The organism is Microcoleus sp. K5-D4 (genome assembly GCF_036704575.1).
In the GTDB taxonomy this organism is placed as follows: Bacteria; Cyanobacteriota; Cyanobacteriia; order Cyanobacteriales; family Microcoleaceae; genus Microcoleus.
This window is the reverse complement of sequence record NZ_JAUBSD010000005.1, coordinates 17,402-40,477: the sequence shown is the minus strand read 5'-3', so window position 1 is coordinate 40,477 and position 23,076 is coordinate 17,402. Positions and strand designations below refer to the sequence as shown.

Below are 23,076 nucleotides of genomic sequence, written 5' to 3'. Positions count from 1 at the left end.
AAAACCCAAAACCACAAAAAGCGGCCGCACCAAAGCATTCAGCAATCCAAAAACCGCCGCCGAAATCATCGCTTTTCCAAAAGTGTCAATGTCCACCCCGATGGGCAACTTGGAAATAATAAAAAAGCTCACCGAAGTTACCAGCCAAGCAATTGCCAGCGAAACGATATCCATGTGTTCATCTCCTTAAAAAAGCTAAACATTAAATCGGAACAACAGCACATCCCCCTCTTGTACAATATACTCTTTTCCTTCACTGCGAACTAAGCCTTTTTCCTTAGCTGCATTCATCGCGCCCGTAGCAACCAAATCTTCATAACTCACAGTTTCGGCCCGGATGAAACCCCGTTCAAAATCAGAGTGAATCACCCCCGCAGCTTGCGGTGCTAACATTCCCGCGATAATCGTCCAAGCGCGAGTTTCTTTTGGCCCGCTAGTAAAATAAGTCCGCAAACCCAATAATTCGTAAGTAGCTCGAATCAGAGATTTCAAGCCCCCTTCTTTTACCCCTAGAGATTCTAGGAAATCCGTTCGTTCTTCCTCGGATAACTCCACCAATTCTGACTCAACTTGCGCCGAAACTATGACAACTTTAGCATTTTCTGCTTCTGCTACTTCCCGCACTTGTTCGACATAGCTATTTCCCGTTGCTAAATCGTCCTCAGACACGTTAGCCGCATAGATAATTGGTTTGTTGGTGAGTAATTCTAAACCTTTAACTAATTCAGCTTCTTCATCTGTGAAATTGTACTGCCGCGCCGGTTTCCCAGCATTCAAAACAGCGACCAATTTTTCGAGCACATCCACTTCTGCCTGAGCTTCCTTGTTGTTGCGGGCAAGCTTGCGAGTGCGATCGAGCCTGCGTTCAATTTGAGCTAAGTCTGCTAAAATTAATTCGAGATTGATAATGTCAATATCTCGGATCGGATCGACAGAACCCGCAACGTGAATGATGTCGTCATTTTCAAAACAGCGGACAACATGGACGATCGCATCTACGGCCCGAATGTGAGACAAAAACTGATTTCCCAGTCCTTCCCCCTGACTCGCCCCCTTCACCAAACCCGCAATATCGACAAATTCCATCCGCGTCGGCACAGTTTGCACGGAATTGGAAATATTGCTCAGCACCTTCAACCGTTCGTCTGGCACTGCCACGATACCCGTATTTGGCTCGATCGTACAGAAAGGAAAATTAGCAGCAGTCGCCTTGGCATTAGCAACCAGAGCATTAAACAAAGTAGATTTGCCAACATTAGGCAGTCCGACAATTCCGGCAGTAAGCATAGCTATTTAGAAACATATCACTGTTTCAAAATATCATAAGCAATAGCAATATATCTGACTTGTCCCTTCTAACTTCTACAGCTAAGCTTGAATAAATATCGAACTTGAGGTAGATGGCTCCATGGTTAACAAGTTGTTAAGCAAAGTAACGCTCGCTGTGGGGCTGTCGCTGCCCCTGTTAGCGCTGACAGCAGCTAGCGTTTTCGCTCAGATGGTCAAAATTTCGGTGGTTAACAACAGCGGTAAGACGATGACAGCAGTCTATATGTCTCCTCCCGATAAGGATACTTGGGGAGAAAACGAGCTAGAGGCCCCCATTGCCGATCGGGAAAAGGCAGATTTTGAGTGGAATCGAGCTGACTACGGTGGGTCGGAGGCGGGCTGTATTTTTGATGTCAGGGCCGAATACCTTGACGGCAAATCCACTGATTTGGAGGCTGTTGACCTTTGTAAAGAGACTGCGCTCAACTTCAATTAATCGATAATTTAGGCAAAAACCGAGTTTTTTCAAGTCTGATATTCAACAAAATGATTGGGGACTTGGGAGAAACCGGTTTTTGCGATCGACCTCACAAACAATCTTAAATTTCGCGATCGACTAAAACATAATTTAAACAGGTTCAGGGATTGTCTGAGGAATCGGCCCCGGAACTGTTTGAGGAATGGGAGAGGGTACAGTTTCCGGCACCGGTTCGGGAATGGGCTGCGGAATTGGCGCAGGTACCGGTTCCGGTACTGGCCCGGGAATGGGTTCGGGAACGGGGCCCGGCACTGGTGGCGATGCGGGTATAGTCGGCAGCCCCGGTTCGGTGCTGGGAATCTGCGGGCCGGGAAATGGAGTAGGGTTGGGAAAAATCACGACAATTCTATTAATAACTCGATACAATTAGCGTAGATAAAAAACTAAAAATACGGCATCTATCTAAATAGTGAAAATTTATTAAAGTTGATATTTTGCACCATTTTTAATCAGCTTTTTGGAGTAGACGAAAGCAACCGGGTTTATCTGTATTTAATTTTTTATGCTGACCGAAACAAATTTGGTCACAGGCTCACGGTACAGGCCGTGAACCCTTGAAAAAAGCATAGCGTACTCATCACCTGCGATCGCTACAGCCCGTGGGAGCCATTCTTTAATCTAAAATCTAAAATCTAAAATCGCGCAATCGATCGCCCTCCGAAAAGCCTTGCCAGCCTGTAGTTTTGGACGACACCTAGCCAAAAGTACAGGTTCTGTCCCGTACTTTCGGCCAGTTGGGAGCTGGCCTTTTGGCTAATTTAAGACTGAACTAAAAGCTAGGAACTTTTTGGGGACTGCTCTCTTAGAATCAAACCACGACCAGCCCCAAAATTTAGTTGAAATTCAACAACTAAAATTAAGCTTTATGACACAGAGTGATGAATTATATCAAAAGCTGTTAGAGCTTGATGAAGATAGTCTCAAGGCGCAGCTTGGAATCAGAGTTCAAGAAATAGCGAGAGATCCAACGGCAAGATCGGCTTCTTTAGAAAGTCTTGATGAGGCTCTAAGTGCTACTCCGAGAGGTGGAAGTCCCGATCGTGCTGATGTCAATTTTGGCGATCGCTATTTCAAGCAGCTAAACGTCAAAACTCATAACTTAATGTGTGGCGAACTGTTTGACGATCAAGAACTAAAAGCTAAAGTTCTGGCAAGCTTTAAAGAAAATTCTGATCAAGGAGTCGCACTTTTAGCGCCGATTTTAGCGAGTCACTTCAATATAGCTTTGTCCCTCGCTGTACTTGCTGCTACGTTGATTATCAAAACGCTTTGTTCAGCTACTTCTACAATTGCTTCGGCAACTTCAGAGACAATCTGCGGAGTTTGGAAAGAAAACTTAGGTGATGAAAAGGATACGCCAGACAGCAAGGAATTGCCAGTGGCAAATAGCCTTGCATAGAAACTGGTAAATTGAAGGGCGATCGCTTTGCTCTTTGGGTTGAAATGAGACAGCAAAAATATTAACTTTTTAAGGGTGCATGAACATGAATCAAGATAGTCTTTTAGTAACCACGCCTGCATACATTGAACCGTGCGATCGCATCAATGAAATAGATAATGACCCAGCTCAACGGCGAGCATTGGAAGAAGTAGGCGCTCGCGGTACAGTTAAACTTCAGGAGGCTCCCGGCTGTTCCACGGCTGTAGTCCGCCTGCTCGACAAGCAGCTCATCGAAGAGATGAACAAAATAGTCCCAAATTGCCTTGTAAGTTTCGCGGAGCTCAACGTAGATATGGGTGAAGGTGTTCATCCATTTCTTCAGTTGCCTGCACAAGAAGCTCTCGCTCGTGCTATTAGCGATCGGGGTGAAAAACTGATTGTAAACTCAGCTTATCGAACGATTGCTCAACAACTATTTCTCTACAACTGCTATCAAGCAGGACTGTGTGGGATTACTGCTGCTGCACCTCCAGGTCAAAGCAATCACCAAAGTGGATTAGCAATAGATATCGAAGACCCCGAAGCCTGGATAACCGATTTGGAAGCTCACGGCTGGCGGTGGCTGGGTGAATGGGATCGACCTCATTTTGATTTTGTTGGTGATGGCTTGCGGGACATTGGTGGTACTGCTGTGTTAGCGTTTCAGCGGCTTTGGAATCGACACAATCCCAACGAAAAAATTGACGAGGATGGTGCTTATGGGTCGCTCACTGAAGAAAAACTTAACAAATCACCTGTAGAGGGTTTTTGAATAGTTGAGAATCTCAATGAGAGTTGAGATTTGAGAATTGAGTCCACCTACAAAATGCCAGGATAAATCACGATGGAACGGGTGCTGGAAATCTTCCCTGATGGAAGTGTTTATGAAATAGAAGGCGAGGTAGCAGTAAAGGCGATCGCCACCAAAAGACAAGTGAAATTGCTCTCAAAAGCTTTGCGATTCACATTAGCTAAAACATTTAGTATTGCTCCTCCCGATAAAGTTCCTCCTCAAGTTATGGAAATAGCCGCTCGCGGAGGGATGACAATCAATCAAGACGGGGTGAATTTGATTAAATCCTTTGAGGGAATGTATCTGGATGCCTATCTTGACCCCGTTGGCATTCCAACGATCGGATACGGACACATCAAAGATGTAGAAATGGGCATGACAATTACCGAAGCAAAAGCTGAGGAGTTTTTGCGACAGGATTTGGCAGATGCTGAAGCTGCTGTATCATCAGATATTGTCCAAGTTTCTCTGGATAGCAATCAATTTTCTGCGTTAGTCTCTTTTACTTTTAATGTTGGGTCGCAAGCTTTTGCTGATTCAACTCTTTTAAGGCTTTTAAACCAAGGAGACTTTCAGGGAGGGGCTGACCAATTCCCGCGATGGAATAAGGGAGAGGGCAACCAAGAATTGGCGGGACTGACGCGACGGAGAAAAGCTGAGAGAGCTTTGTTTTTAGGGCAAGATTGGAAAGTTTTTGCAGATTTTCAAGAAGTCACAATTAGGTTATTGCAACTCAAGCAACCTCCCATGCAGGGAGATGATGTCCTTGGGGTTCAAAAAGCTTTAGCAGCATTAGGTTTTAGCATTGTAGCCGATGGAGTCTTTGGCGCAGATATGGAAAAAGCTGTCAAAGAGTTTCAACAGAAAGAAGGCTTGGCTGTCGATGGAATTGTCGGAGCCGGAACTCGGCAGAAACTAGGATTCCTGTGAAGTTATTTTAATAGTCGATCGAATTTAAAAATTTTTCGCAGTCAGGAATGCACGTCCTTTCTTAGATATTTGGGTTCTATGCTGACTGAAGTCCTAACTACAACCTTTTTTTGAATTTTGCAATAATAGCGATCCTTAAACACCCATAAACAAGTTGAGAAAATTATGACTGACGCATCTACTTTAATTGCATCTAATTTCCACGCCTTACTGATAGGAATAGACTGCTACCTCCCCAACAAACTATCTGGTATTGCTCCCCCCAAGACTTTACAAGGGTGCGTGCGCGATATTAACCATGTAGAAGCTTTCCTGAAAAATGCGTTGAAAATACCAGAATCGCAAATTTTGAAGCTAACGGCTTCTAATGCTAAAGGTTCAAAAGAACCAACAGAACCTCAAGAGCAGTTGCCTACTTACGAGAATATTGTAGCCAAGTTTAACGAACTTATTGAGAAAGCGCAACCGCAAGATCGAGTGTACATTCATTATTCTGGTCATGGGGGACGTGCGACCACAATTTATCCCCATATCAAAGGAGAAAATGGTGTTGATGAAACGCTGGTTCCCACGGATATTGGCAATTTAGAAGGTCGCTATGTACGAGATATTGAGTTAGCCTTTATCCTCAGAAAAATGGTAGATAAAGGGTTGGTTGTGACAGTGGTTTTAGATAGCTGTCATTCGGGAGGGGCTACCAGAAAAATTGGAGATGAATCGGGAATTCGCGGTGCACAAATGGGAATTATTGACACAATACCGCGACCTACAGATAGTTTAGTAGCGCCAGCCGAACAATTGATTGAAACCTGGAAAACTTTGACAGAAGGCAACAACAATACTCGCAATATTATCAGTAGTGGATGGCTGCCAGAACCAAAAGGTTACACTTTATTTGCAGCTTGTCGGGATGATGAGTCGGCATACGAACGAATTTTTGAGGGCAATGAAAAAAACGGTGCGTTGACTTACTGGCTGTTAGATTCGCTGAAAAAGTTGAGAACCGAAGTTTCTGCTAAAGTTATTCACGATCGCATTCTGGCTAAAATTCACAGCGTTGAAGAGCGGCAAACACCCATGCTGCAAGGAGACATCGAGCGCAGTTTTTTCGGCAGTAACTTCGCTGTTTCTCAGTTAACTGTACCTGTAATGCAGGTCGATGGTGCCAAAAATTGGGTACAGTTGCACGCAGGTCAAGTGCATGGTTTGAGCAAAGGATCGGAGTTTGCTATCTATTCATTGGGAACTGCCGATTTAACCGAAGTTGAAAAGCGATTAGCATTGGTAAAAATTACCCAACTCGGTGCAGTAAATTCTTGGGCGACAATCACCCAACTGTTAGGAGAAAGCTCGATCGAAGATATCGAAGATGGCGCACCAGCTTTACTGCTTTATCCGAGTGTTAAACTTGTCCGCAAGGTACGGTTGTTATTGCCCGAAGCAACAGATAAACCTCCAGCAGTCGATCAGGAAGTTGCGCTGCAAGCGATTGAGTCTTCAATGCCAGAAAGTAAGGGTTGGGTAGAATTAGTGTCGGGCGATGAAGTGGCTGATTATCTGGTATCTGTCAATGCAGCGGGAGAGTATGAAATTTTAACGCAAACAGGAACGCCCATTGCTAATTTGCGACCGACATTAAAAGCAACCGATCCCAATGCTGCTGTTAATTTAGTGAAACGTTTGGTTCATTTGTCTAAATATCATAGCACATTGGATTTAGAAAACCAGGATTCTGCGTCGCCTCTCAAAGGAAAAATTAAAGTCGAGTTATGTGCGTTACCGGAGGATTACGAACCGGGAGATAAGGAGGAATTACTACCCTTTAATACTCCCGGTAATATACCCACTTTAGATGTCGATCGATTTGCTGTTTTGCGTATCCGCAACGAGTCTTTCCAAACGCTTAATATCGCTGTTCTGGCAATTCAGCCCGATTGGAGTATTAAAAAAGGATATCCAAGTGGTGCAGCATTTCAGCCTTTAGATAAAGGAGGCGAGATTAAGTGGCGCATCAAGACAAGTCTGCCCGCAGGTTATGAAGAAGGCGCAGATATTTTGAAAGTTTTTGCCACAGTTGACGGAACTAGCTTTGACTGGCTGGAATTGCCTGTTTTAGATAAGCCAATTGCAGGGAAAGATGCGAAAAAAGCTACGACAAATTTAGGAAAGTTTTTAGCTGCTTTTTTTGCAAGTGATGGCGCTCCTCCTAGAAAAAATGTCAATTCTGCTGCTCATGCTAGTGAAGAATGGACGACCGAACAGGTCAAATTAATTGTGAAAAGAGGGGCGAGCCACCTCTAAATTTTACCAGCCGTAATTTTTGATTTTGAGGCATCTCACTTGGCTGATTTTTCAAGAGATCGAACTTACGCATAGAGGTCGAGAAACCGGGTTTTTGCGAAAATACTTCGTCGCAGCCCGCAGATTAGGTAAAAAACCCGGTTTCTGCGATCGGAAGGAACGAGCGATTTTGAGATGTTTTCTAATTTTACTATTTCAAGTACATGGGAGAAGAAGTAATGAGTTGGAGTTTAGACAGAACTAATTTCGATCGCAACATAGCCGTTGTCATTGGCATCAACAATTACCATCATGGAATTCATCGGCTGAAAACGGCTGTTAATGATGCTACAAAACTGGCAGATATTTTAGAAGAAGAATACAAATATCAAGAAGTAATTCGCTTGTTTCCTCCTCATTGTGAAGCGACGCTGGCACAACTTCAGGAAATTTTGTGGGAAAAGTTGCCCAAACAACTTCAGCCGACGGAGGGCGATCGCTTGTTATTTTACTTTGCCGGACATGGCATTGCCCGTAATAGTGAAGAGGGGCCAGCGGGCTATTTAATTCCTCAAGATGCTCAGTTGGGACAACTGGAAAGTTTTCTGCCAATGCGAGATTTAGACAAAGCACTTTCTGCACTCGATTGCCATCATTTATTAGTGGTGTTAGATTGTTGCTTTGCCGGACAGTTTCGCTGGTCGAAGAGAAATGTAATTCCAGTTCCAGAAACAATTCACCGGGAGCATTACGATCGCTATATTCGCTGTTCTGCATGGCAATCTATCACTTCTGCGGCGCACAATCAAGAAGCACTTGACTTTTTAAGCGATTTGAGAGAGGACTCTAACAATTCCGATCATTCACCTTTTGCTTTAGCGCTGATTGAAGGATTAAAAGATATCAAAGCGGATTTGACAGGAGATGGGGTAATTACAGCGCCGGAACTTTCTTTATATTTGCGCGATTGTTTGGTCGGTAAAGATGGAGTCGAATTGCAAACTCCTCAGCTTTGGCCTTTAGAAAAGCACGGTCGAGGCGAATTCATTTTTACCTTACCGGGTTTTCAGCCAGAAAATTTAAAACCAGCACCCGAATTGAATCCCGATAATAATCCCTATCGGGGTTTGCAATCCTTTGAGGAGAAACACGCACGTTGCTTTGGTGGCAGGACGGAATTGGTAGATGAACTATACCAGCGAATTTGCAAGTTTGAGCCATCGTCTAGCAAACTAATTGCGGTTGGGGGAGTTTCTGGATATGGTAAATCTAGTTTGGTGAAAGCTGGGTTAATTCCCTATATGCGAAATAACCATGAAAAAGAATGGCGAATTCTCAAACCGATGCGTCCTGGGAAATCTCCTTTTGCTGCATTGGCAAAGACTGTATTGCCGATCGCTAATGTTTTACCAGATGCAGATCGGGAGTATTTAAAGCAGTTATTTCGAGAGACAAAAGATAACCATCAAGGGTCGATAGACCTAGTTATGAAGTGGTTAGTTGATATTGTCACGGCTTGGAGCAAAGCTAATCCTGAAGTCAAATTGCTACTGACGATCGACCAATTTGAAGAGTTGATAACAATGAGTCGGAAGACAATTCGCGTGCGTTCGGACGCGGAATCAGAATCGACGAGGGAGAAGCCGGAAAACTGGTTATTTATAGTTTTTCGCCGCGATTCAAAAAGTAAAAATCCGGCTCCTTCACCACAAAAAGAGGAGGTTCGGGAAGAGTGGGAACAGTTTGTGCAACTACTGGCGATCGCGCTGAAAAATTGCCCGCAACTGTACATTATTTTAACAGTGCGATCGGATTTTAAGTCTCTATTTGACAAATCAGCTTTCCAAGAATATTGGGATTTGGCGCATTTTCCAGTGCGACCCATGCGATCCGATGAATTGCGGGAAGCGATCGAGAAACCGGCATCGGAAATGGCACTGTATTTCAAGCCGGATAATGCGGTCGAACGACTGATAACCCAAGTCAGTCAGACGCCGGGAGCCTTACCGCTGCTATCTTTCACCCTCAGTCAATTCTACATTAAGCTGTACGAAGCATGGCAAAAAGACGGTAAGGACGATCGGGCTTTAGAGATAAATGATGAATTTTATCAGCGGGGAATAGCGAGTTCTCTGTCCGATCGAGCAAACAAAATTTATGATGATTTACCGGATGATGCTAAAGCTACCATGCGTCGGGTGATGCTGCGAATGGTGGAAATTCAGGGGGGAGTCGCTGTTAGGCGACAGATTCCTGAGTCAGAACTTGTTTATAGGGATGATGAAGAAAACAATAGAGTACACACAGTCATTACCAGTCTTGTCGATGCTCGCTTAATCGTTAAAGGGAAGGAAACTGAAGAAGCTTATTATGAGCCGGCTCATGATTTTTTGGTGCGGGGTTGGGATCGGTTAAAAAACTGGCAAGAACAAGCACAAAAAACTCTACCTATTGAGGTAAAAAGACGTTTAACTCAGGCAGCAGTTGATTATCATAACAGAATTAATAATCAACCCCAAAAAACCGCTCGGCGATGGAATATCGATCCGCGTTCTAGTTTGTTAAAGCAGAGTGGACTTTGGCATGATGACCCCCGTTTAGCTCAAATAGAGCCAATGCTCCCGGCAGATGCAGAACAGCAATGCCAGGAGGAAAATAAATTGCGGTATTGCTTTCGACAGATTGGCAAATGGATTTATCATCGGATATTACAACCGCGAATTGAAATCACTGAAGAACCTCATCAGCTTAACCGCCGAGAAATAGATTTTGTGATCGGGAGCGTAAATCTCAGAAACGAAAACCTCGGGCGTGTAGCTGGAGGTCTGGCTTTGATACCAGTCGTTTTAGCGGTAATAATAGCTTTGATTGGAATTGGTCTGAGAAATGCACAAGTTGGTCAAATTAGAAGTTCTCGGCAAGCCGCAGAAGCCAACTTGCGATCGAACCAGAATTTAGATGCGTTGATTGAAATCTTGAGAGCAGGGAAGATTATAAAGTATTCGCCCTTAGTTAATCTTTCCAATCCTTTAGCATTAGTTAATGGGGATAATCCGCTGAAAAATCAAGTGAAAGAAACCCTACAAAAGTCAGTTTATGCCGTGAGAGAACGCAACCGCTTGAAACATTCAAAGGACGCTACCTATGTCATTGTCCGTTTTAGCCCTGATGGTCAGCGACTAGCTACAGCAGGGGATGATGGCACTATTGCTTTATGGAACTTGCAGGATAAGTCAGCGCCAAAAATGCTAAGGCATGAAGGCGAAATCAGGAGTGTGGATTTTAGTCCCAAGGATGAGCTATTAGCAACAGCAGGAGAAAGAGGCATGGTTCGTTTGTGGAACTTTCAGGGTCAGGAGTTGAACGCATGGGATGCTCGGATTGGTTGGATTAGAAGTATTAGTTTTAGCAGGAACGGACAGCTATTGGCGACTGCTGGAGAAAAAGGAACTGTTATCTGGAATTTGCAGGGTCAACCCTTGAGACAATTAACAGAGCAACTAAGAGTCTGGAGCGTTGATTTTAGCCCCAACGGTCAGTTTCTAGCTACCACTGGAATTGACAGTACAGTCCGCGTGTGGAACCTGCAAGGCAAGGAATTAGCAAAATTGGAAAGACCTCTAAGTCCACTCAGGAGTGTCAGTTTTAGCCCCGATGGTCGATTAGTTGCTTTTACCGGAGATTTTGAGCCAGTTCGTTTGTGGGACTGGCAAGCTAAGTCTGTTAAAGAGTCTGTTAAAGAATTAAATCAAGGTGGCCGGCATTGGGTGGTCAGTTTTATGAGTCAAAACAATAACTTACTAGGTATTGTAGGAGGTGGCGATGTAGCAAAAGAACAGGATAGTACGATCAGCTTTTTCGATTGGCAATCATTGAAGCAATTGACTGAGTTTCCACTGGTTCGATTGCTTATTAAACACATTAGTTTTAGTCCGAATGGCAACTTGCTAGCTACTTCAAGAGATGATAATTTAGTTCAATTGTGGGACTTACAAGGTCAGCATTTAGTTGAATTAAAAGCTGCTGGCAATCGGGCCAAGAGTGTTAGTTTTAGTTCAAACGGTCAGCTACTAGCAACAACAACAGATGACGGTACTATCCACTGGTGGAATTTGCAGGGGGAAGCAATCAAAGATCGCAAAGAAAATCTACCTTCTAACAACAGTTGCTATTTCAAGGATAAGGATTTGCAAGTGAAGATAGGTGAACAGAATACTATGGCTAACAAAGCATTTTTACAAAACTTGCAGGGCGAAAATTTGGCAGAAATATCAAAAGGGCATGACAATGGAATCAAAAGTATAAGTTGTACTTTGGATGGTAAGCTGTTGGCGACTACAGGCTCTGATGGTAAAGTCCGCCTCTGGGATTTGCAGCATCAGGAATTGAAAAATCAGAATCAACAATTCCTAAAATTAGTCAACGAATGGTCAGGAGAGCAAGGTTGGATCGATCGCGTGCAATTTAGTCCAGATGGCAAGCAACTGGCTACAGGGGGAGACGGGAGCGTTCGCTTGTGGAACTTGCGGGGTGAGCCTTTAGCAACATGGAAAACGGGTCAAGGTTGGATCAAAAGTATTAGTTTTAGCCCGGATGGCAAGCTACTAGCTACCGCAGGCGATAAGGGAAATCCTAAATTGTGGCGAATTGAATCATTTGATGAGTTGATGGAGCGAGGTTGCAATTGGGCGCGCGATTATCTGGCTACCCTTGATGAGAAGAATAGCGATCACCACCTCTGCGATGGTATCGGCAATTCTCAGCAGTAGATATCAATTCTTAGAGCGCGACACCTAGCCAAAAGTACAGGTTGTCCACCCGACTGAAGTTCAGTTCTGAGCTGACCATTTGGCTAACTTAATACTGAACTAAAAACTAGGAATTTTTGGGAGATGATTCTCTTAAGATTGAACTAGGGTAAGCAAGATAAGCTCAGTAAAGATGTTAATTCTAATTTGGGAGTGCTTCATGAACAAATATATCGCTTTAGTGTTAGCTGTTATGACGGTATCTCTGAACACTACATCCTCTGCTAAAATGTTCGACACCCCATCAAAAACTTCTACCGCCAATACCAATAATTCTCATCTGGCTTCTACAGATAATGTCCATTGTGAAATAGATAGGACGGCAGCCGATAAAAATGGCGATACAAAGCTGGTTACTTTCGCAAAAAATCTACCTGAATTATGTAAAAAAAAATATCCAGAGATTAAAGGTTTACTTGTTCAAGATGCTTACCAAGCTCCAAACAATATACAGATTGTCTTCGAGAATGGTGAGGGTTTTGCTCATACCGTAGGGAATAAAATAACTCTCTTTATCCCCTACTTTCAAGAGCACTCAGATGATTATGGGGCTGTAGTTCACGAGATGGCTCATGTAGCGCAGAATTATCAAAAATCCGTACCAGGATGGCTTGTTGAAGGCATAGCAGATTATATTCGATTTCGGATGGGTTACAGTGATTCGTCGAAACTCAGTTGTCGCAATAATCTACACTATAGTTCAAGCGTCTATTCGTGCGCCCCTGCATTCGTAAACTACATAGAGAAGACAAATAATGGAGTAATTGCCAAGTTGAATGCGGCTCTAAAGCAAGAAGGGTATAAAGATGAGCTATTTTCCAAATACACTGGCAAGACTGTGGAACAGCTATGGCAGGAATGTAGAAAAAAAGATTGTCAAGGCGGAGCTCAGAAGGCTCCATAACTTCCTCCTTCACAACAGCAAGCTGTAGCCAAGACGAGCGCCCCGTTTACTCTAGATCAATTCTGAAATTGCGGATAGATAAGACCTTTCATCCGTTCTTGAAAGAAGTGTTTGCCCGCCTGTAGTTTAGGGCGACCCCTAGCCAAAAGTACAGGTTTTTACCCAGACCGAGAATTAGTTATAAACTAACTATTTGGCTAAGTGAAAACTAAACTAAAAGAGAGTATTTTTGTCAACAGGATTCTCATAGGATAGAAGTTGTGCATAGAAGAGAGAATTTCCAAGCTGAATTTGGAGGGTTGAACAGATGCAGACAGTCACATACGGTTCATGCAGACAACAGGATTCCACCGAATATTCCTGCCTTGTGGGAATCAATCCCTCTTGAATAGCAGATCGCTAATCTTGTAGGTTGGGTTGACGTGAGAAAACCCAACCTCTACTTACACTATCGCTTAATCATTAAGGATCTCAACTATGAGTGATCATCAGCAGAAACAAGAAGCAACTGGTAGCCGTAACCAGATTATATTGGCAGTGATATCTGTCGTCGGTGTTCTTGGTGGATCTCTGTTTGCAAATTGGGATAAAATACACCCTTCCTCTTCTAAAACTCCGTTAACAAATTCGGATAAAGTAATCCATTCCTCTTCTACAGAGGTTCCAGCAGGAAACTATCTACTTACTTGTCCAAATAGGTCTGTAAAAGACGATATTTTGACTGCTAGTTGTTACAATCTGGAAAATAAGTTGCAAGAAAGTAGTTTGGCAAACCCCAAGCGTTGTATATTTGGTATTGAGAACAGCAAGGGTACATTAGTATGCAGAGAAGATCGTTGATTTTGTAGATTGGGTTTCCTCACGTCAACCCAACATCTTCTTCAGTCCTAAACTGCGATCGCCAAGGTACTAACCCCAGACTCGTATAAACAAAAGCCGATCGCCCTCCAAGACGCGCTCGGGCGATCGGGCCCAGTCAAGAAAGCAGCCGATATTATCGAACAGGTTGTATTGACTCGAAAGCCAGTCTTGGCTGAAAAATAGCCGCAGACTGTGGTATGATTTTATGCTTCAACTGAAACCACAGCCCCTACACAAACCATCAGTAAAGCAGTAGCCAGGATTTTCAACTGTTTGGGTTTCACACTTAAGCAGTCCATATTCAGTCATTTTAGAGACATTTGAAATTGAGACGGTGTTGCTTGTGGGCGATTGCAACGAAAAAGGAAGCAGTCGATGCGATCGCGGAATTGCCAGCAATGGTTTCAGCAATTAATAACGTCCAGTGAAACCTCGGCGGTTGCTATAATTCCAAATAATCAAATCAGGATTAAGCGTGTCACCAGCAAACTCTCAACAACAAACGCCTCTATTAGATGCCTTGCGCGATCGCACAAATCATCCGCACGCCCCATTCTACGCCCCCGGACACAAAGGCGGACAAGGAATCTCTCAACCCCTAATTGACTTATTCGGTGCAGCAGTATTTCGATCGGATTTGCCGGAATTGCCGGAGTTAGACAATCTCTTTAACCCAGAAGGTGCAATTGCCGAAGCTCAAGAATTAGCCGCCACAGCATTTGGAGCCCAATCAACTCGGTTTTTGGCAAACGGTTCGACTTGCGGAATAATCGCCGCCATCTTAGCAACTTGCGGCCCCAGCGATAAAATTATCTTGCCTCGAAATATCCACACCTCGGCGATTTCAGGTTTGATTTTATCCGGTGCAATTCCAATTTTTGTCAATCCAGAGTACAACCAGGATTGGGATATTGCCAACAGCATCACCCCAGAAGCCACAGCCGCAGCATTAGAACAACATCCCGACGCCAAAGCAGTAATGATAGTTTACCCAACCTATCACGGCGTTTGCGGGGATTTGCGGGCGATCGCCCAAATTACCCATCAATACAACATACCGTTATTAGTAGACGAAGCCCACGGCGCACACTTTAACTTTCATCCAAACTTGCCAGAACCAGCACTATCAGCCGGCGCCGATTTAACAGTACAATCAATCCACAAAACCCTCGGTGCAATGACACAAGCATCGATGCTGCACGTCAAGGGCGATCGCATAGATATCCAAAAAATAAATAAAGCATTGCAGCTAGTACAATCTACCAGTCCCAGCTACTTATTATTAGCATCCCTAGACGCAGCCCGCCAACAATTAGCACTCCACGGCAAAGAGTTAATGGCGCAGACTTTACAGCTAGCAGAAAAAGCGCGATCGCGCATCAGTCAAATTCCCGGCTTATCAGTTTTAGAACCGTTAAACACACCGGGTTTTGCAGCATTAGACCGCACCAGGCTAACAGTAAAAGTATCAGATTTAGGAATCACAGGATTTGCCGCCGATGATATTCTGCACTCTCAACTCGGCGTCACCGCAGAATTACCAATGCCGCAACATCTAACATTTATTATCAGCTTGGGAAATACAGAATCAGATATTGACAATTTAGTTAAAGCTTGTACTTTTTTAGAAGGAAGAAGTCAGAAGGAAGAAGGAAGTTCGGCAACGAGCACTGTACAAGATGTAACGGATGTAACGAATGTCAGGAAGAAGGAACAAGTCCGAGAGAACAAGTCCGAGAGAAGAAGTCCGATGTCTGAGGGAAGATTGGCCCACTCTCCCACTCTCCCACTCTCCCTCTCTCCCCCTCTCCTCTCCCCCCGTGAGGCTTTCTTTTTTCCAGCGGAAACAGTACCCGCAGACAAAGCAGTCGATCGCCTGTGCGCCGAACTCATCTGTCCCTATCCCCCAGGAATACCAGTCCTGATGCCCGGTGAAATCATTACCCCAGCAGCCGTTGACTACCTGCAACAAATCCTGGCCGCCGGCGGAAAAATCACAGGTTGCAGCGATCCCGGCCTCCAAACTCTCAAGGTTGTGCGACAGTAAATATTAAGGCTTGGGGGAAATTGGGAGAATTTCTACTTCTTCCGCGAGTTCCAACTTCGGTCTTCCTTCAATCAAAAATCAAAAATCAAAAATATAACTATGCTTTGGCCCTACGTCACTCCAGGCATCCCGGATGACTTATTTGAACGTTTACCGGGAATTCCCATGAGTAAGCGAGAAGTCCGACTGCTGTTAATCTCCCACCTGCGGCTGCAAGCAGATTCAGTGGTGTGGGACATCGGTGCAGGTACTGGTACGATCGCCGTAGAAACAGGTTTGCTGTGTCCCAAAGGTCGGATTATCGCCGTCGAAAGGGACGAAGAAGTAGCAAGCTTGATTCGCAGAAATTGCGATCGATTCGATCTCGACAACGTAGAAGTCATAGAAGGCAGTGCCCCGGAATGCCTGGAAAAGCTGCCCCAACCCCCCCACCGAGTCTGCATCGAAGGAGGTCGCCCCATTAAAGCCATTCTCCAAGAAGTCTGGCACTACTTGCAACCCCACGGTAGAGTGGTCGCCACAGCCTCGAATTTAGAAAATCTTTACGCCCTTTCCGAAGGCTTCGCCGAGTTACAAGTCCGCAACATCGAAGTAGTCCAGTCCGCCGTCAACCGCTTGGAGACTCGCGGCCTCAGTCAAACCTTTGCCGCCGTCAATCCCATATTTATTCTCAGCGGCGAAAAGCTGGATTAGAAGGAAGAAGAAGGCACGACACGAATTTTGACACGGATACACGAATTAATTCTGTAATTCTTAATCTTTTTTAAGTTCACTTAACCTTCATACTTAAGAATAGGGGCCACCATCGCTGGATTGACCGCCTGACTTGAGATATTGGATGACCGATGGGGATGGGGGTTAGTTGTGCAAGGGATCAACTCGTGCTCTAGAAAAATCCAAAATCTCAAATCCAAAATCCAACATCCAAAATCCAACATCGAATGATCCGCCGTCTGCAAGAGAAATTCATTTTATGCCTTGGTCTCGTATCCTGAGTGGAATAGTTGCGATCGCCCTTGCTTTGGGAATGATTATTATGGGCGGATGGTACTTCACCGTCGGCTTTGGAGTCATCGTCTACCTAGGCCAATTGGAATATTTTCAATTAGCCAGGGCTAAAGGTATTGCACCCGCTGCCAAAACTACCTTAGCCGTCAGTCAAGGGCTATTAATTACTGCCGCCCTAGCACCGGAACTCGTAGATGCCATGTTCCCCTTAGCGGGAACCTTAATCTGTTTCTACCTGTTATTCCAACCTAAATTATCGACGATCGCCGATATTGCCTCCTCAGTTTTAGGATTGTTCTACGGCGGTTATTTGCCCAGCTATTGGGTACGGCTGCGAGTCGGCCTCGACCCAGGCAATCTTGCTACAACCCAACTTTCGCAAGCAGTAGCAAGCAATTTGCCGATTAACATTTACCCGTCCCCGTCTTGGACAAATTCCAGCCACATATCTTTAGGATTGACTTCGCTGCTGCTGGCTTTCTTCTGCATCTGGGCCGCTGACATTGGGGCTTATTTTGTCGGCAAATTCTTCGGGCGCACTAGCCTATCCCACATCAGCCCTAAAAAAACCGTTGAAGGTGCCGTGTTTGGAGTTTGCGGCAGCATCGCCGTGGCAGCCGCTGGGTCTTGGTATTTACACTGGCCGGGGTGGCCGTATACTGGGGCTGCTTTTGGCTTGTTGATTGGGGTTGCTAGCCTGTTGGGAGATTTAACTGAGTCGATGATGAAGCGAGACGCCGGCGTTAAGGATTCGGGGCAGTTGATCCCCGGTCACGGCGGCATTCTCGATCGCACGGACAGTTATGTTTTTACCGCGCCCTTAGTCTACTATTTTGTGACTTTACTGTTGCCTGCGATCGACTCTTTTTTAATTAATCGGTAATTGGGCATGGGGAATTGGGCATGGGGAATTGGGCATGGGGAATTGGGCATGGGGAATTGGGAATTCGGTATATATTCCCAGGCTTTGCCGAGGACGCAGGTTAAAGTCAACTGTCAACTGTCAACTGTCAACTGTCAACTGTTAATTAACTAAGGCAAAACTCTAATTCCTCCCCGACAAACAATCTCCCCCGGACTCAAGATCAACTCTTCTATCTCAACTTCCGGCCCAAAATCAATTTTAAAACCATTGAAATCACTGCTCTTTAATTCTCCATCTATTTCGATTTCTGGTGATTCAAACATCAATTCGCGACCGCTGGCTATCCGCAAACCCGTCCGCAATACAAAAGGAATTTGCCTACCGCCAGCGCGCAAAATTGCAGCCGAAAGCGTCAACAAACCCGCCTCAATTATAATCTGCGAATTTTGCAACTTCAGCGACTTTTCCCTATCTGCCAGTGGCAGCATTGGCAGCAAAAATTCGCTCAAAGCATCAGCAAGCAAAGGCGCTTTCAGTGACGCATTCAAATCCGCTTGGCTGAGCCTCAAAACCCCTGTCACGGGAACGGATTCCAGGAGGCGCAGCGGTTGGCCTTTGAGAGCTTGACCGAGGTTGATGCGAATCCCACAGCCCTCTATGGCAACTTCTGTTAGGTGTAGTCCTTTATACACAGCACCGCGAGCTGCAGCCGTGACTTTGGGGATCGCACCGCTGAAGATTTGTCGATCGCTCCCCTCAATTTTCACCTTCAACTCGTCCACCTGCTGAACTTGCGATCGCAGCCACAACTGCACCGCCGGAGACAGCACCGCGCTCGCGATCCGGCTGCCTTGACTCGGCGAAGGTTTCCCCGGTTCCTCGCCCAGATTAACAGTCCCACCAGACCCAGCAGCCCCATCTCTATTGTCAAATTGAAGAGAGTTTCGATCGACAGTCATAAACAATTTCAGAAGATAAACCTTAATATTCAAGCACAGAAATTTAACTAGAACTTGCACATCCGGCCTCAAAAACCCGGTTTATGCACAGATATACCGCTGTCAACCTCTGATTTTCCTTAGAAACCGGGTTGATGTACACAAGTCCGATTAACTGCAAAACCAAGCAGAAATCTGGCATCAGCAAGGCCAGAAGCAGAAAAATTCTCACCTTTCCCCCCTTGGGATATTGGGGTAGTTCACGAGTTGTGCGATCCCGATGAAAAATTCGCGATCGAGCGTATAAATTTAACCAGCAGTACGGGATTTATGGTAGTGTTGGTTTATGGTCGGGTCAGACCCACACCTTTCAAACCAGCCGCAAACCAACGGTGCAAACCTGTGCCTGCCGCGAGTCTTTTCCTCGTAGTTTTTGCACAGCATTCAGGGTAATGCCATCAGGACAATCTGCACCGGGCACAAGGACAATCTTTGCCACGCCGGGCGTCCTGTAATAATTGGTCAGCATTATAATTTATTCCCAATCAGGAATTGAGCATTGCTAGTACGGTTAATCAATTAACCGTGTCGTGTTTCCTCCCCACCGTTCGCTCGTTGGGGATTTCCACACTCCCGTCATGTCTGATGAAAGGCTGCAAAAAATCCTCGCCCAGTGGGGCATTGCCTCTCGCCGTCTTGCAGAACAGATGATTGTAGCTGGACGAGTCCGAGTTAATGGCAATATTGTTCGCTTAGGAGAAAAAGCGAATCCCGATCGCGATCTTATCCAAGTCGATGGAGTCCCGGTGAAACCAACGGATCGACCCGCAAAGGTCTATCTGTTGCTCAACAAACCGGCAGGCGTAGTTTCTACTTGCAGCGATCCCAGGGCCCGATCGAAAGTTCTCGACTTGCTGCCACCCCAACTGCGCTCCGGTCAAGGCATCCACCCCGTAGGACGCTTAGATGCAGATTCCACCGGCGCCCTCTTACTTACCAATGATGGTAAGCTGACATTTTGTTTGACCCATCCGCGTCACTCGATCGCCAAAACTTATCAGGTTTGGGTGAGCGGCGATCCCCCGGAACCCATACTGGAAGCGTGGCGTCAGGGCATCATCTTGTCCGGCAGAAAAACTTTGCCCGCGAAAATTAAAGTTCTAGAACGCGCGCAAGACCAAACTCTGTTAGAAGTCATTCTATCAGAAGGCAGAAACCGACAGATTCGGCGAACAGCCGAGCTCTTGGGATATCCCGTGGTGCGCCTGCACCGCACAGCCATTGGCCCGATTCAATTGCAGCGGCCTGGTTCGCCAATATTGCCACCAGGCTGCTGCCGACCCCTAGAAGATGCGGAAATTATTTATTTATGGAATCTAGTCAACCTAACATCAATAAGCGTGCCAGTAAATTCCCAGGAGCACAGCATATGACAAAGAATTTATTGTTTTTATTCTTCAAAACAACTAAGCAGAAACTGCACTCCCAAGAGCCAGAAACAGCTCAGAAGAAGCTAGCGGAAATTGGAAATCAACTCCGTCAGTACCGCGAACAGCAGTCGATTTGTTTGGACAAAGTAGCCGTGGTAACAATGATTCGGCGGAATCTGCTACAAGCAATCGAGGACGGTCAACTCGACCAACTTCCCGAACCCGTCTACACTCAGGGTTTGATCAAGCGCTACGCTGAAGCCATGGGTTTGGACGGAAATCAGTTTGCCGAATTTTTCCCGATCGAACCGGCGCCCCGATCGAGAACCAAGCTATCTTGGCAAGATGGGCCTCAGTTGCGGCCGATGCACCTCTACCTCTTTTACACATTTCTAATTATCTGTTCGGTCAATGTCTTATCTCAGTTGATGAGCGGTTCTGTTACCGCAAAAAACGGTGCGGGAGCCGAAGAACAAGCGCTTGGGCAGCAAGAACAAGCTCGTTTAGCTGCTGAGGCATCGAGTTCCTCACAAAATCAGAAACCGGATAGTTACGAGGCTGTCGAAGCAGTAAGAACCGGTCAAAATTTAAATAAATCTGGCAATAAACCAGTAATGGTTAGCGTCACTTTTAAAGCCGAATCGTGGATGCAGGTTGAAGTCGATGGTAAAACAGAGTTTGAGGGAACTTTGCCGACCGGGACTGTTCGCACCTGGGGGGCTCAAAAGCAATTAGTAGTGGTAGCAGGTAACGCCGGCGGGGTAATGGTTGCTGTTAATAACGGACAAGCCGAACAACTAGGAGATCCTGGAGTCGCCAAAGAAGTTGTTTTTAAAGCCAACGAACTCAATCCTTCAGTACCACCCAAGAATGAAGGTTGAGTGTTAATTGGTAATTGTTAATAGGTAATAGGTAATAGGGGGCAGTCCACAGATTTTAATTAGAATGTCCGTCTTGATGCCCTCATTACCAATTACCAAATACCCATTCTATCAAACCCGGTTGCATCGGAATAGTCAACCGTCAACAATTCCCGATGGTGCAACCGGAATTGATCTAATTCATCTGCGTTAATCTGTGTTTATCTGCCTGTATCTGCGGTAAAAAAAAGAGAATGTATTAACCGCCCCGGACAAGGGATTGACGCTGATTCACGCAGATATAGAGTAGAGAGATAGGAATGATTCCGATGCTAACAGATTTGATATTACCCCTTAACAATTACCAATTGCCCACTACCAACTACCCCTTACCGACGCTCAATGTTTATTAGGAGCGCGCCCGGAGATGTAAGTCATAGTTTTGAGCCGATCGCGCACTTCCCAATTCAAAGCTTCGGGTCGATACCGCCATCCCCAATTTCCCTCTGGTTTCCCCGGAAAATTCATCCGCGCGTCAGTACCTAAACCCAACAAATCTTGAAACGGCACAATTGCCATATTAGCAATAGAAATCCAGCCCATGCGGATTAAAGACCAGTGAATTCCTTGGGGATCGATGCAGCCCAAATAACGCAAAACCTCATCTCTTTCGTAGTCTTGCAGTTGATTGAACCAGCCGACAGTCGTGTCGTTGTCATGGGTGCCGGTGTAGACTACCGAGTTGCGATCGTAATTGAAAGGCAAAAAAGGATCGCCAGGGCCCGCGCCAAAAGCAAACTGCAAAATCTTCATTCCTGGAAACTCGTATCGATCGCGCAAAGCTTCCACTTCTGGAGTAATTACCCCTAAATCTTCTGCGATAATCGGCAAGTTGCCAAACTTCTCGTTAATTAGATCCAACAAAGCTGTTCCCGGCGCTTTAATCCACTCTCCCTCGATCGCAGTTTCCTGTCCGCGCTTCACCGCCCAGTAAGCTTCAAATCCTCGAAAGTGATCGATCCGAGTCACGTCTACATAAGAGAAAATCGCTTCAAAACGCTGCACCCACCACTCGAAATTAGTTGCTTGCAACTTCTCCCAATTGTATACCGGGTTGCCCCACAATTGACCTGTATTGCTGAAGTAATCAGGGGGAACTCCCGCCATTAAAGCTGGTTCTCCGCTGGCTTCATCCAAGCAAAATATTTCTGGATGAGACCATACATCCGCGCTGTCGTGAGCTACATAAATCGGAATATCGCCAATAATTTTAATGTCCCGCATATTAGCATAGCGTTTCAACTCCGTCCACTGGCGAAAAAACTCAAACTGGACGTATTTGTAGTAATAAATCTCCGCATTTAGCTGCTGACGCCACTTCTCTACCGACTCTGGTTCTCGATGGGCAATTTCTGGTTCCCAATTGTTCCAGCTAACACCGCCAAAGTGATCTTTTAGTGCCATAAATAAGGCGTAATCTTCCAGCCAATTCTCTTTGCTTTTGCAAAAACCTGAGAATTCTTTTTGCTGGATCGGGGATGCTTTGGCTTTGAAGTTTTCGCAAGCTTTTTTAAGCAAAGGCACTTTCAGGGCGATCGCTCGCTCGAAGTCTACATAATCCAGCGGAAATTCTGGCAAATTAGCGAAGTCTTCATCTGCGAGCAATTGCTGGTCCCGCAGCAGTTCTGGGTTAATTAGCAGCGGATTTCCCGCCATTGCTGAATAGCACGAATAAGGAGAATTGCCGTATCCTGTGGGGCCCAGCGGCAATACCTGCCAGTATTGCTGGTCGCTCTCTACTAAAAAGTCAATAAAACGATATGCTTCTATTCCCATGTCCCCAATGCCAAATCGACTGGGAAAGGATGTGGGGTGGAGTAGCATGCCGCTTGATCGGGGAAAAAGCATAATCTATCTAAAGATATAGGAATTCAACATTGACAATTTGACCTATCTTCCCTACCAGTTAAACTTCGTAGTTTTTATGGCGATTGTTAGGGCAAATACTTTTGTGATTGTCTCATATTTTCTGCGATAACGTGGTTACAAAATATTTTTATAACACTCTACTCATAAATCCTGAGTAGAGTTCAAAACATCAAAATCCGAACTTACACGATCGCCC

Annotated in this window: 20 protein-coding genes; 15 read left to right on the top strand and 5 right to left on the bottom strand. The window is 45.3% G+C overall.

Annotation, left to right across the window (positions count from 1 at the left end; all coding sequences use genetic code 11):
• Together QUA77_RS03030 and ychF are read right to left on the bottom strand one after the other, a co-directional pair.
• The coding region (locus QUA77_RS03030; RefSeq protein ID WP_333449262.1) for a phage holin family protein at positions 1 to 174 on the bottom strand (174 nt) is incomplete at its 3' end.
• 21 nt (positions 175 to 195) lie between these two features.
• Positions 196 to 1,287 carry a redox-regulated ATPase YchF gene (ychF, locus tag QUA77_RS03025; RefSeq protein WP_333449223.1) on the bottom strand — a complete coding sequence of 364 codons (1,092 nt, stop codon included), beginning with the start codon at positions 1,285 to 1,287 and terminating at the stop codon, positions 196 to 198.
• A 121-nt stretch (positions 1,288 to 1,408) separates the two neighbouring features.
• Between ychF and QUA77_RS03020 the strand changes: the two genes are divergently transcribed.
• From QUA77_RS03020 to QUA77_RS02960, 13 genes are all read left to right on the top strand, one after another.
• Positions 1,409 to 1,765, top strand: a complete 357-nt coding sequence (locus tag QUA77_RS03020) for a hypothetical protein (RefSeq protein WP_333449222.1) — start codon at positions 1,409 to 1,411, stop codon at positions 1,763 to 1,765.
• A 184-nt stretch (positions 1,766 to 1,949) separates the two neighbouring features.
• Positions 1,950 to 2,177: a hypothetical protein gene (locus QUA77_RS03015; RefSeq protein ID WP_333038366.1), complete on the top strand. Its 228-nt coding sequence runs from the start codon at positions 1,950 to 1,952 to the stop codon at positions 2,175 to 2,177.
• A 495-nt stretch (positions 2,178 to 2,672) separates the two neighbouring features.
• A complete protein-coding gene (locus tag QUA77_RS03010) occupies positions 2,673 to 3,206 on the top strand; it encodes a hypothetical protein (protein ID WP_333449221.1) in 534 nt (177 codons plus the stop codon).
• Positions 3,207 to 3,291: 85 nt separating this feature from the next.
• A complete protein-coding gene (locus QUA77_RS03005; RefSeq protein WP_333449220.1) occupies positions 3,292 to 3,999 on the top strand; it encodes a M15 family metallopeptidase in 708 nt (235 codons plus the stop codon).
• Positions 4,000 to 4,071: 72 nt separating this feature from the next.
• Positions 4,072 to 4,950, top strand: a complete 879-nt coding sequence (locus QUA77_RS03000) for a glycoside hydrolase family protein (protein WP_333449219.1) — start codon at positions 4,072 to 4,074, stop codon at positions 4,948 to 4,950.
• A 165-nt stretch (positions 4,951 to 5,115) separates the two neighbouring features.
• Positions 5,116 to 7,251: a caspase family protein gene (locus QUA77_RS02995; protein WP_333449218.1), complete on the top strand. Its 2,136-nt coding sequence runs from the start codon at positions 5,116 to 5,118 to the stop codon at positions 7,249 to 7,251.
• A gap of 218 nt (positions 7,252 to 7,469) precedes the next feature.
• Complete coding sequence (locus QUA77_RS02990) at positions 7,470 to 11,999, top strand: nSTAND1 domain-containing NTPase (protein ID WP_333449217.1); 4,530 nt, start codon at positions 7,470 to 7,472, stop codon at positions 11,997 to 11,999.
• Positions 12,000 to 12,198: 199 nt separating this feature from the next.
• On the top strand, positions 12,199 to 12,942 hold the full coding sequence (locus QUA77_RS02985) for a basic secretory protein-like protein (RefSeq protein WP_333449216.1): 744 nt from the start codon (positions 12,199 to 12,201) through the stop codon (positions 12,940 to 12,942).
• Between the two features lie 477 nt (positions 12,943 to 13,419).
• Positions 13,420 to 13,782 carry a hypothetical protein gene (locus QUA77_RS02980; protein ID WP_333449215.1) on the top strand — a complete coding sequence of 121 codons (363 nt, stop codon included), beginning with the start codon at positions 13,420 to 13,422 and terminating at the stop codon, positions 13,780 to 13,782.
• A gap of 496 nt (positions 13,783 to 14,278) precedes the next feature.
• Positions 14,279 to 15,850, top strand: a complete 1,572-nt coding sequence (locus QUA77_RS02975) for an aminotransferase class I/II-fold pyridoxal phosphate-dependent enzyme (RefSeq protein WP_333449214.1) — start codon at positions 14,279 to 14,281, stop codon at positions 15,848 to 15,850.
• Positions 15,851 to 15,949: 99 nt separating this feature from the next.
• Entirely contained in the window at positions 15,950 to 16,543 is a 594-nt protein-coding gene (gene cbiT, locus QUA77_RS02970; RefSeq protein ID WP_333038379.1) for a precorrin-6Y C5,15-methyltransferase subunit CbiT, read from the top strand.
• A 280-nt stretch (positions 16,544 to 16,823) separates the two neighbouring features.
• Entirely contained in the window at positions 16,824 to 17,741 is a 918-nt protein-coding gene (locus QUA77_RS02965) for a phosphatidate cytidylyltransferase (protein ID WP_333038381.1), read from the top strand.
• A gap of 6 nt (positions 17,742 to 17,747) precedes the next feature.
• Complete coding sequence (locus QUA77_RS02960; RefSeq protein ID WP_333038384.1) at positions 17,748 to 17,894, top strand: hypothetical protein; 147 nt, start codon at positions 17,748 to 17,750, stop codon at positions 17,892 to 17,894.
• On the opposite strand, the gene QUA77_RS02955 is transcribed toward QUA77_RS02960, so the two are convergent.
• On the bottom strand, positions 17,891 to 18,682 hold the full coding sequence (locus tag QUA77_RS02955; RefSeq protein ID WP_333038387.1) for a DUF2993 domain-containing protein: 792 nt from the start codon (positions 18,680 to 18,682) through the stop codon (positions 17,891 to 17,893). The genes QUA77_RS02960 and QUA77_RS02955 overlap by 4 nt on opposite strands.
• A gap of 349 nt (positions 18,683 to 19,031) precedes the next feature.
• The gene (locus QUA77_RS02950) at positions 19,032 to 19,190 is read right to left on the bottom strand and encodes a hypothetical protein (protein ID WP_333038389.1); all 159 of its coding nucleotides are present in this window, start codon (positions 19,188 to 19,190) and stop codon (positions 19,032 to 19,034) included.
• 109 nt (positions 19,191 to 19,299) lie between these two features.
• Here QUA77_RS02950 and QUA77_RS02945 point away from each other — a divergent pair, with 109 nt between their 5' ends.
• Together QUA77_RS02945 and QUA77_RS02940 are read left to right on the top strand one after the other, a co-directional pair.
• Positions 19,300 to 20,094: a pseudouridine synthase gene (locus tag QUA77_RS02945; protein ID WP_333038391.1), complete on the top strand. Its 795-nt coding sequence runs from the start codon at positions 19,300 to 19,302 to the stop codon at positions 20,092 to 20,094.
• Positions 20,091 to 20,972, top strand: coding sequence for a RodZ domain-containing protein (locus QUA77_RS02940; RefSeq protein WP_333038392.1), 882 nt, complete (start codon positions 20,091 to 20,093; stop codon positions 20,970 to 20,972). Before QUA77_RS02945 ends, QUA77_RS02940 begins: the two co-directional genes overlap by 4 nt.
• Positions 20,973 to 21,350: 378 nt before the next feature.
• Here QUA77_RS02940 and malQ read toward each other — a convergent pair whose 3' ends face one another.
• Positions 21,351 to 22,859, bottom strand: a complete 1,509-nt coding sequence (gene malQ, locus QUA77_RS02935) for a 4-alpha-glucanotransferase (protein WP_333449213.1) — start codon at positions 22,857 to 22,859, stop codon at positions 21,351 to 21,353.
• Between the last annotated feature and the right edge of the window lie 217 nt (positions 22,860 to 23,076).

What these genes read in the sequence shown, in the direction of transcription:
- ychF (WP_333449223.1), bottom strand. Translation starts at nt 1,287, where the DNA reads ATGCTTACTGCCGGAATTGTCGGACTGCCTAATGTTGGCAAATCTACT.
- QUA77_RS03020 (WP_333449222.1), top strand. Translation starts at nt 1,409, where the DNA reads ATGGTTAACAAGTTGTTAAGCAAAGTAACGCTCGCTGTGGGGCTGTCG.
- QUA77_RS03015 (WP_333038366.1), top strand. Translation starts at nt 1,950, where the DNA reads ATGGGAGAGGGTACAGTTTCCGGCACCGGTTCGGGAATGGGCTGCGGA.
- QUA77_RS03010 (WP_333449221.1), top strand. Translation starts at nt 2,673, where the DNA reads ATGACACAGAGTGATGAATTATATCAAAAGCTGTTAGAGCTTGATGAA.
- QUA77_RS03005 (WP_333449220.1), top strand. Translation starts at nt 3,292, where the DNA reads ATGAATCAAGATAGTCTTTTAGTAACCACGCCTGCATACATTGAACCG.
- QUA77_RS03000 (WP_333449219.1), top strand. Translation starts at nt 4,072, where the DNA reads ATGGAACGGGTGCTGGAAATCTTCCCTGATGGAAGTGTTTATGAAATA.
- QUA77_RS02995 (WP_333449218.1), top strand. Translation starts at nt 5,116, where the DNA reads ATGACTGACGCATCTACTTTAATTGCATCTAATTTCCACGCCTTACTG.
- QUA77_RS02990 (WP_333449217.1), top strand. Translation starts at nt 7,470, where the DNA reads ATGAGTTGGAGTTTAGACAGAACTAATTTCGATCGCAACATAGCCGTT.
- QUA77_RS02985 (WP_333449216.1), top strand. Translation starts at nt 12,199, where the DNA reads ATGAACAAATATATCGCTTTAGTGTTAGCTGTTATGACGGTATCTCTG.
- QUA77_RS02980 (WP_333449215.1), top strand. Translation starts at nt 13,420, where the DNA reads ATGAGTGATCATCAGCAGAAACAAGAAGCAACTGGTAGCCGTAACCAG.
- cbiT (WP_333038379.1), top strand. Translation starts at nt 15,950, where the DNA reads ATGCTTTGGCCCTACGTCACTCCAGGCATCCCGGATGACTTATTTGAA.
- QUA77_RS02965 (WP_333038381.1), top strand. Translation starts at nt 16,824, where the DNA reads ATGCCTTGGTCTCGTATCCTGAGTGGAATAGTTGCGATCGCCCTTGCT.
- QUA77_RS02960 (WP_333038384.1), top strand. Translation starts at nt 17,748, where the DNA reads ATGGGGAATTGGGCATGGGGAATTGGGCATGGGGAATTGGGCATGGGG.
- QUA77_RS02955 (WP_333038387.1), bottom strand. Translation starts at nt 18,682, where the DNA reads ATGACTGTCGATCGAAACTCTCTTCAATTTGACAATAGAGATGGGGCT.
- QUA77_RS02950 (WP_333038389.1), bottom strand. Translation starts at nt 19,190, where the DNA reads ATGCTGACCAATTATTACAGGACGCCCGGCGTGGCAAAGATTGTCCTT.
- QUA77_RS02945 (WP_333038391.1), top strand. Translation starts at nt 19,300, where the DNA reads ATGTCTGATGAAAGGCTGCAAAAAATCCTCGCCCAGTGGGGCATTGCC.
- QUA77_RS02940 (WP_333038392.1), top strand. Translation starts at nt 20,091, where the DNA reads ATGACAAAGAATTTATTGTTTTTATTCTTCAAAACAACTAAGCAGAAA.
- malQ (WP_333449213.1), bottom strand. Translation starts at nt 22,859, where the DNA reads ATGCTTTTTCCCCGATCAAGCGGCATGCTACTCCACCCCACATCCTTT.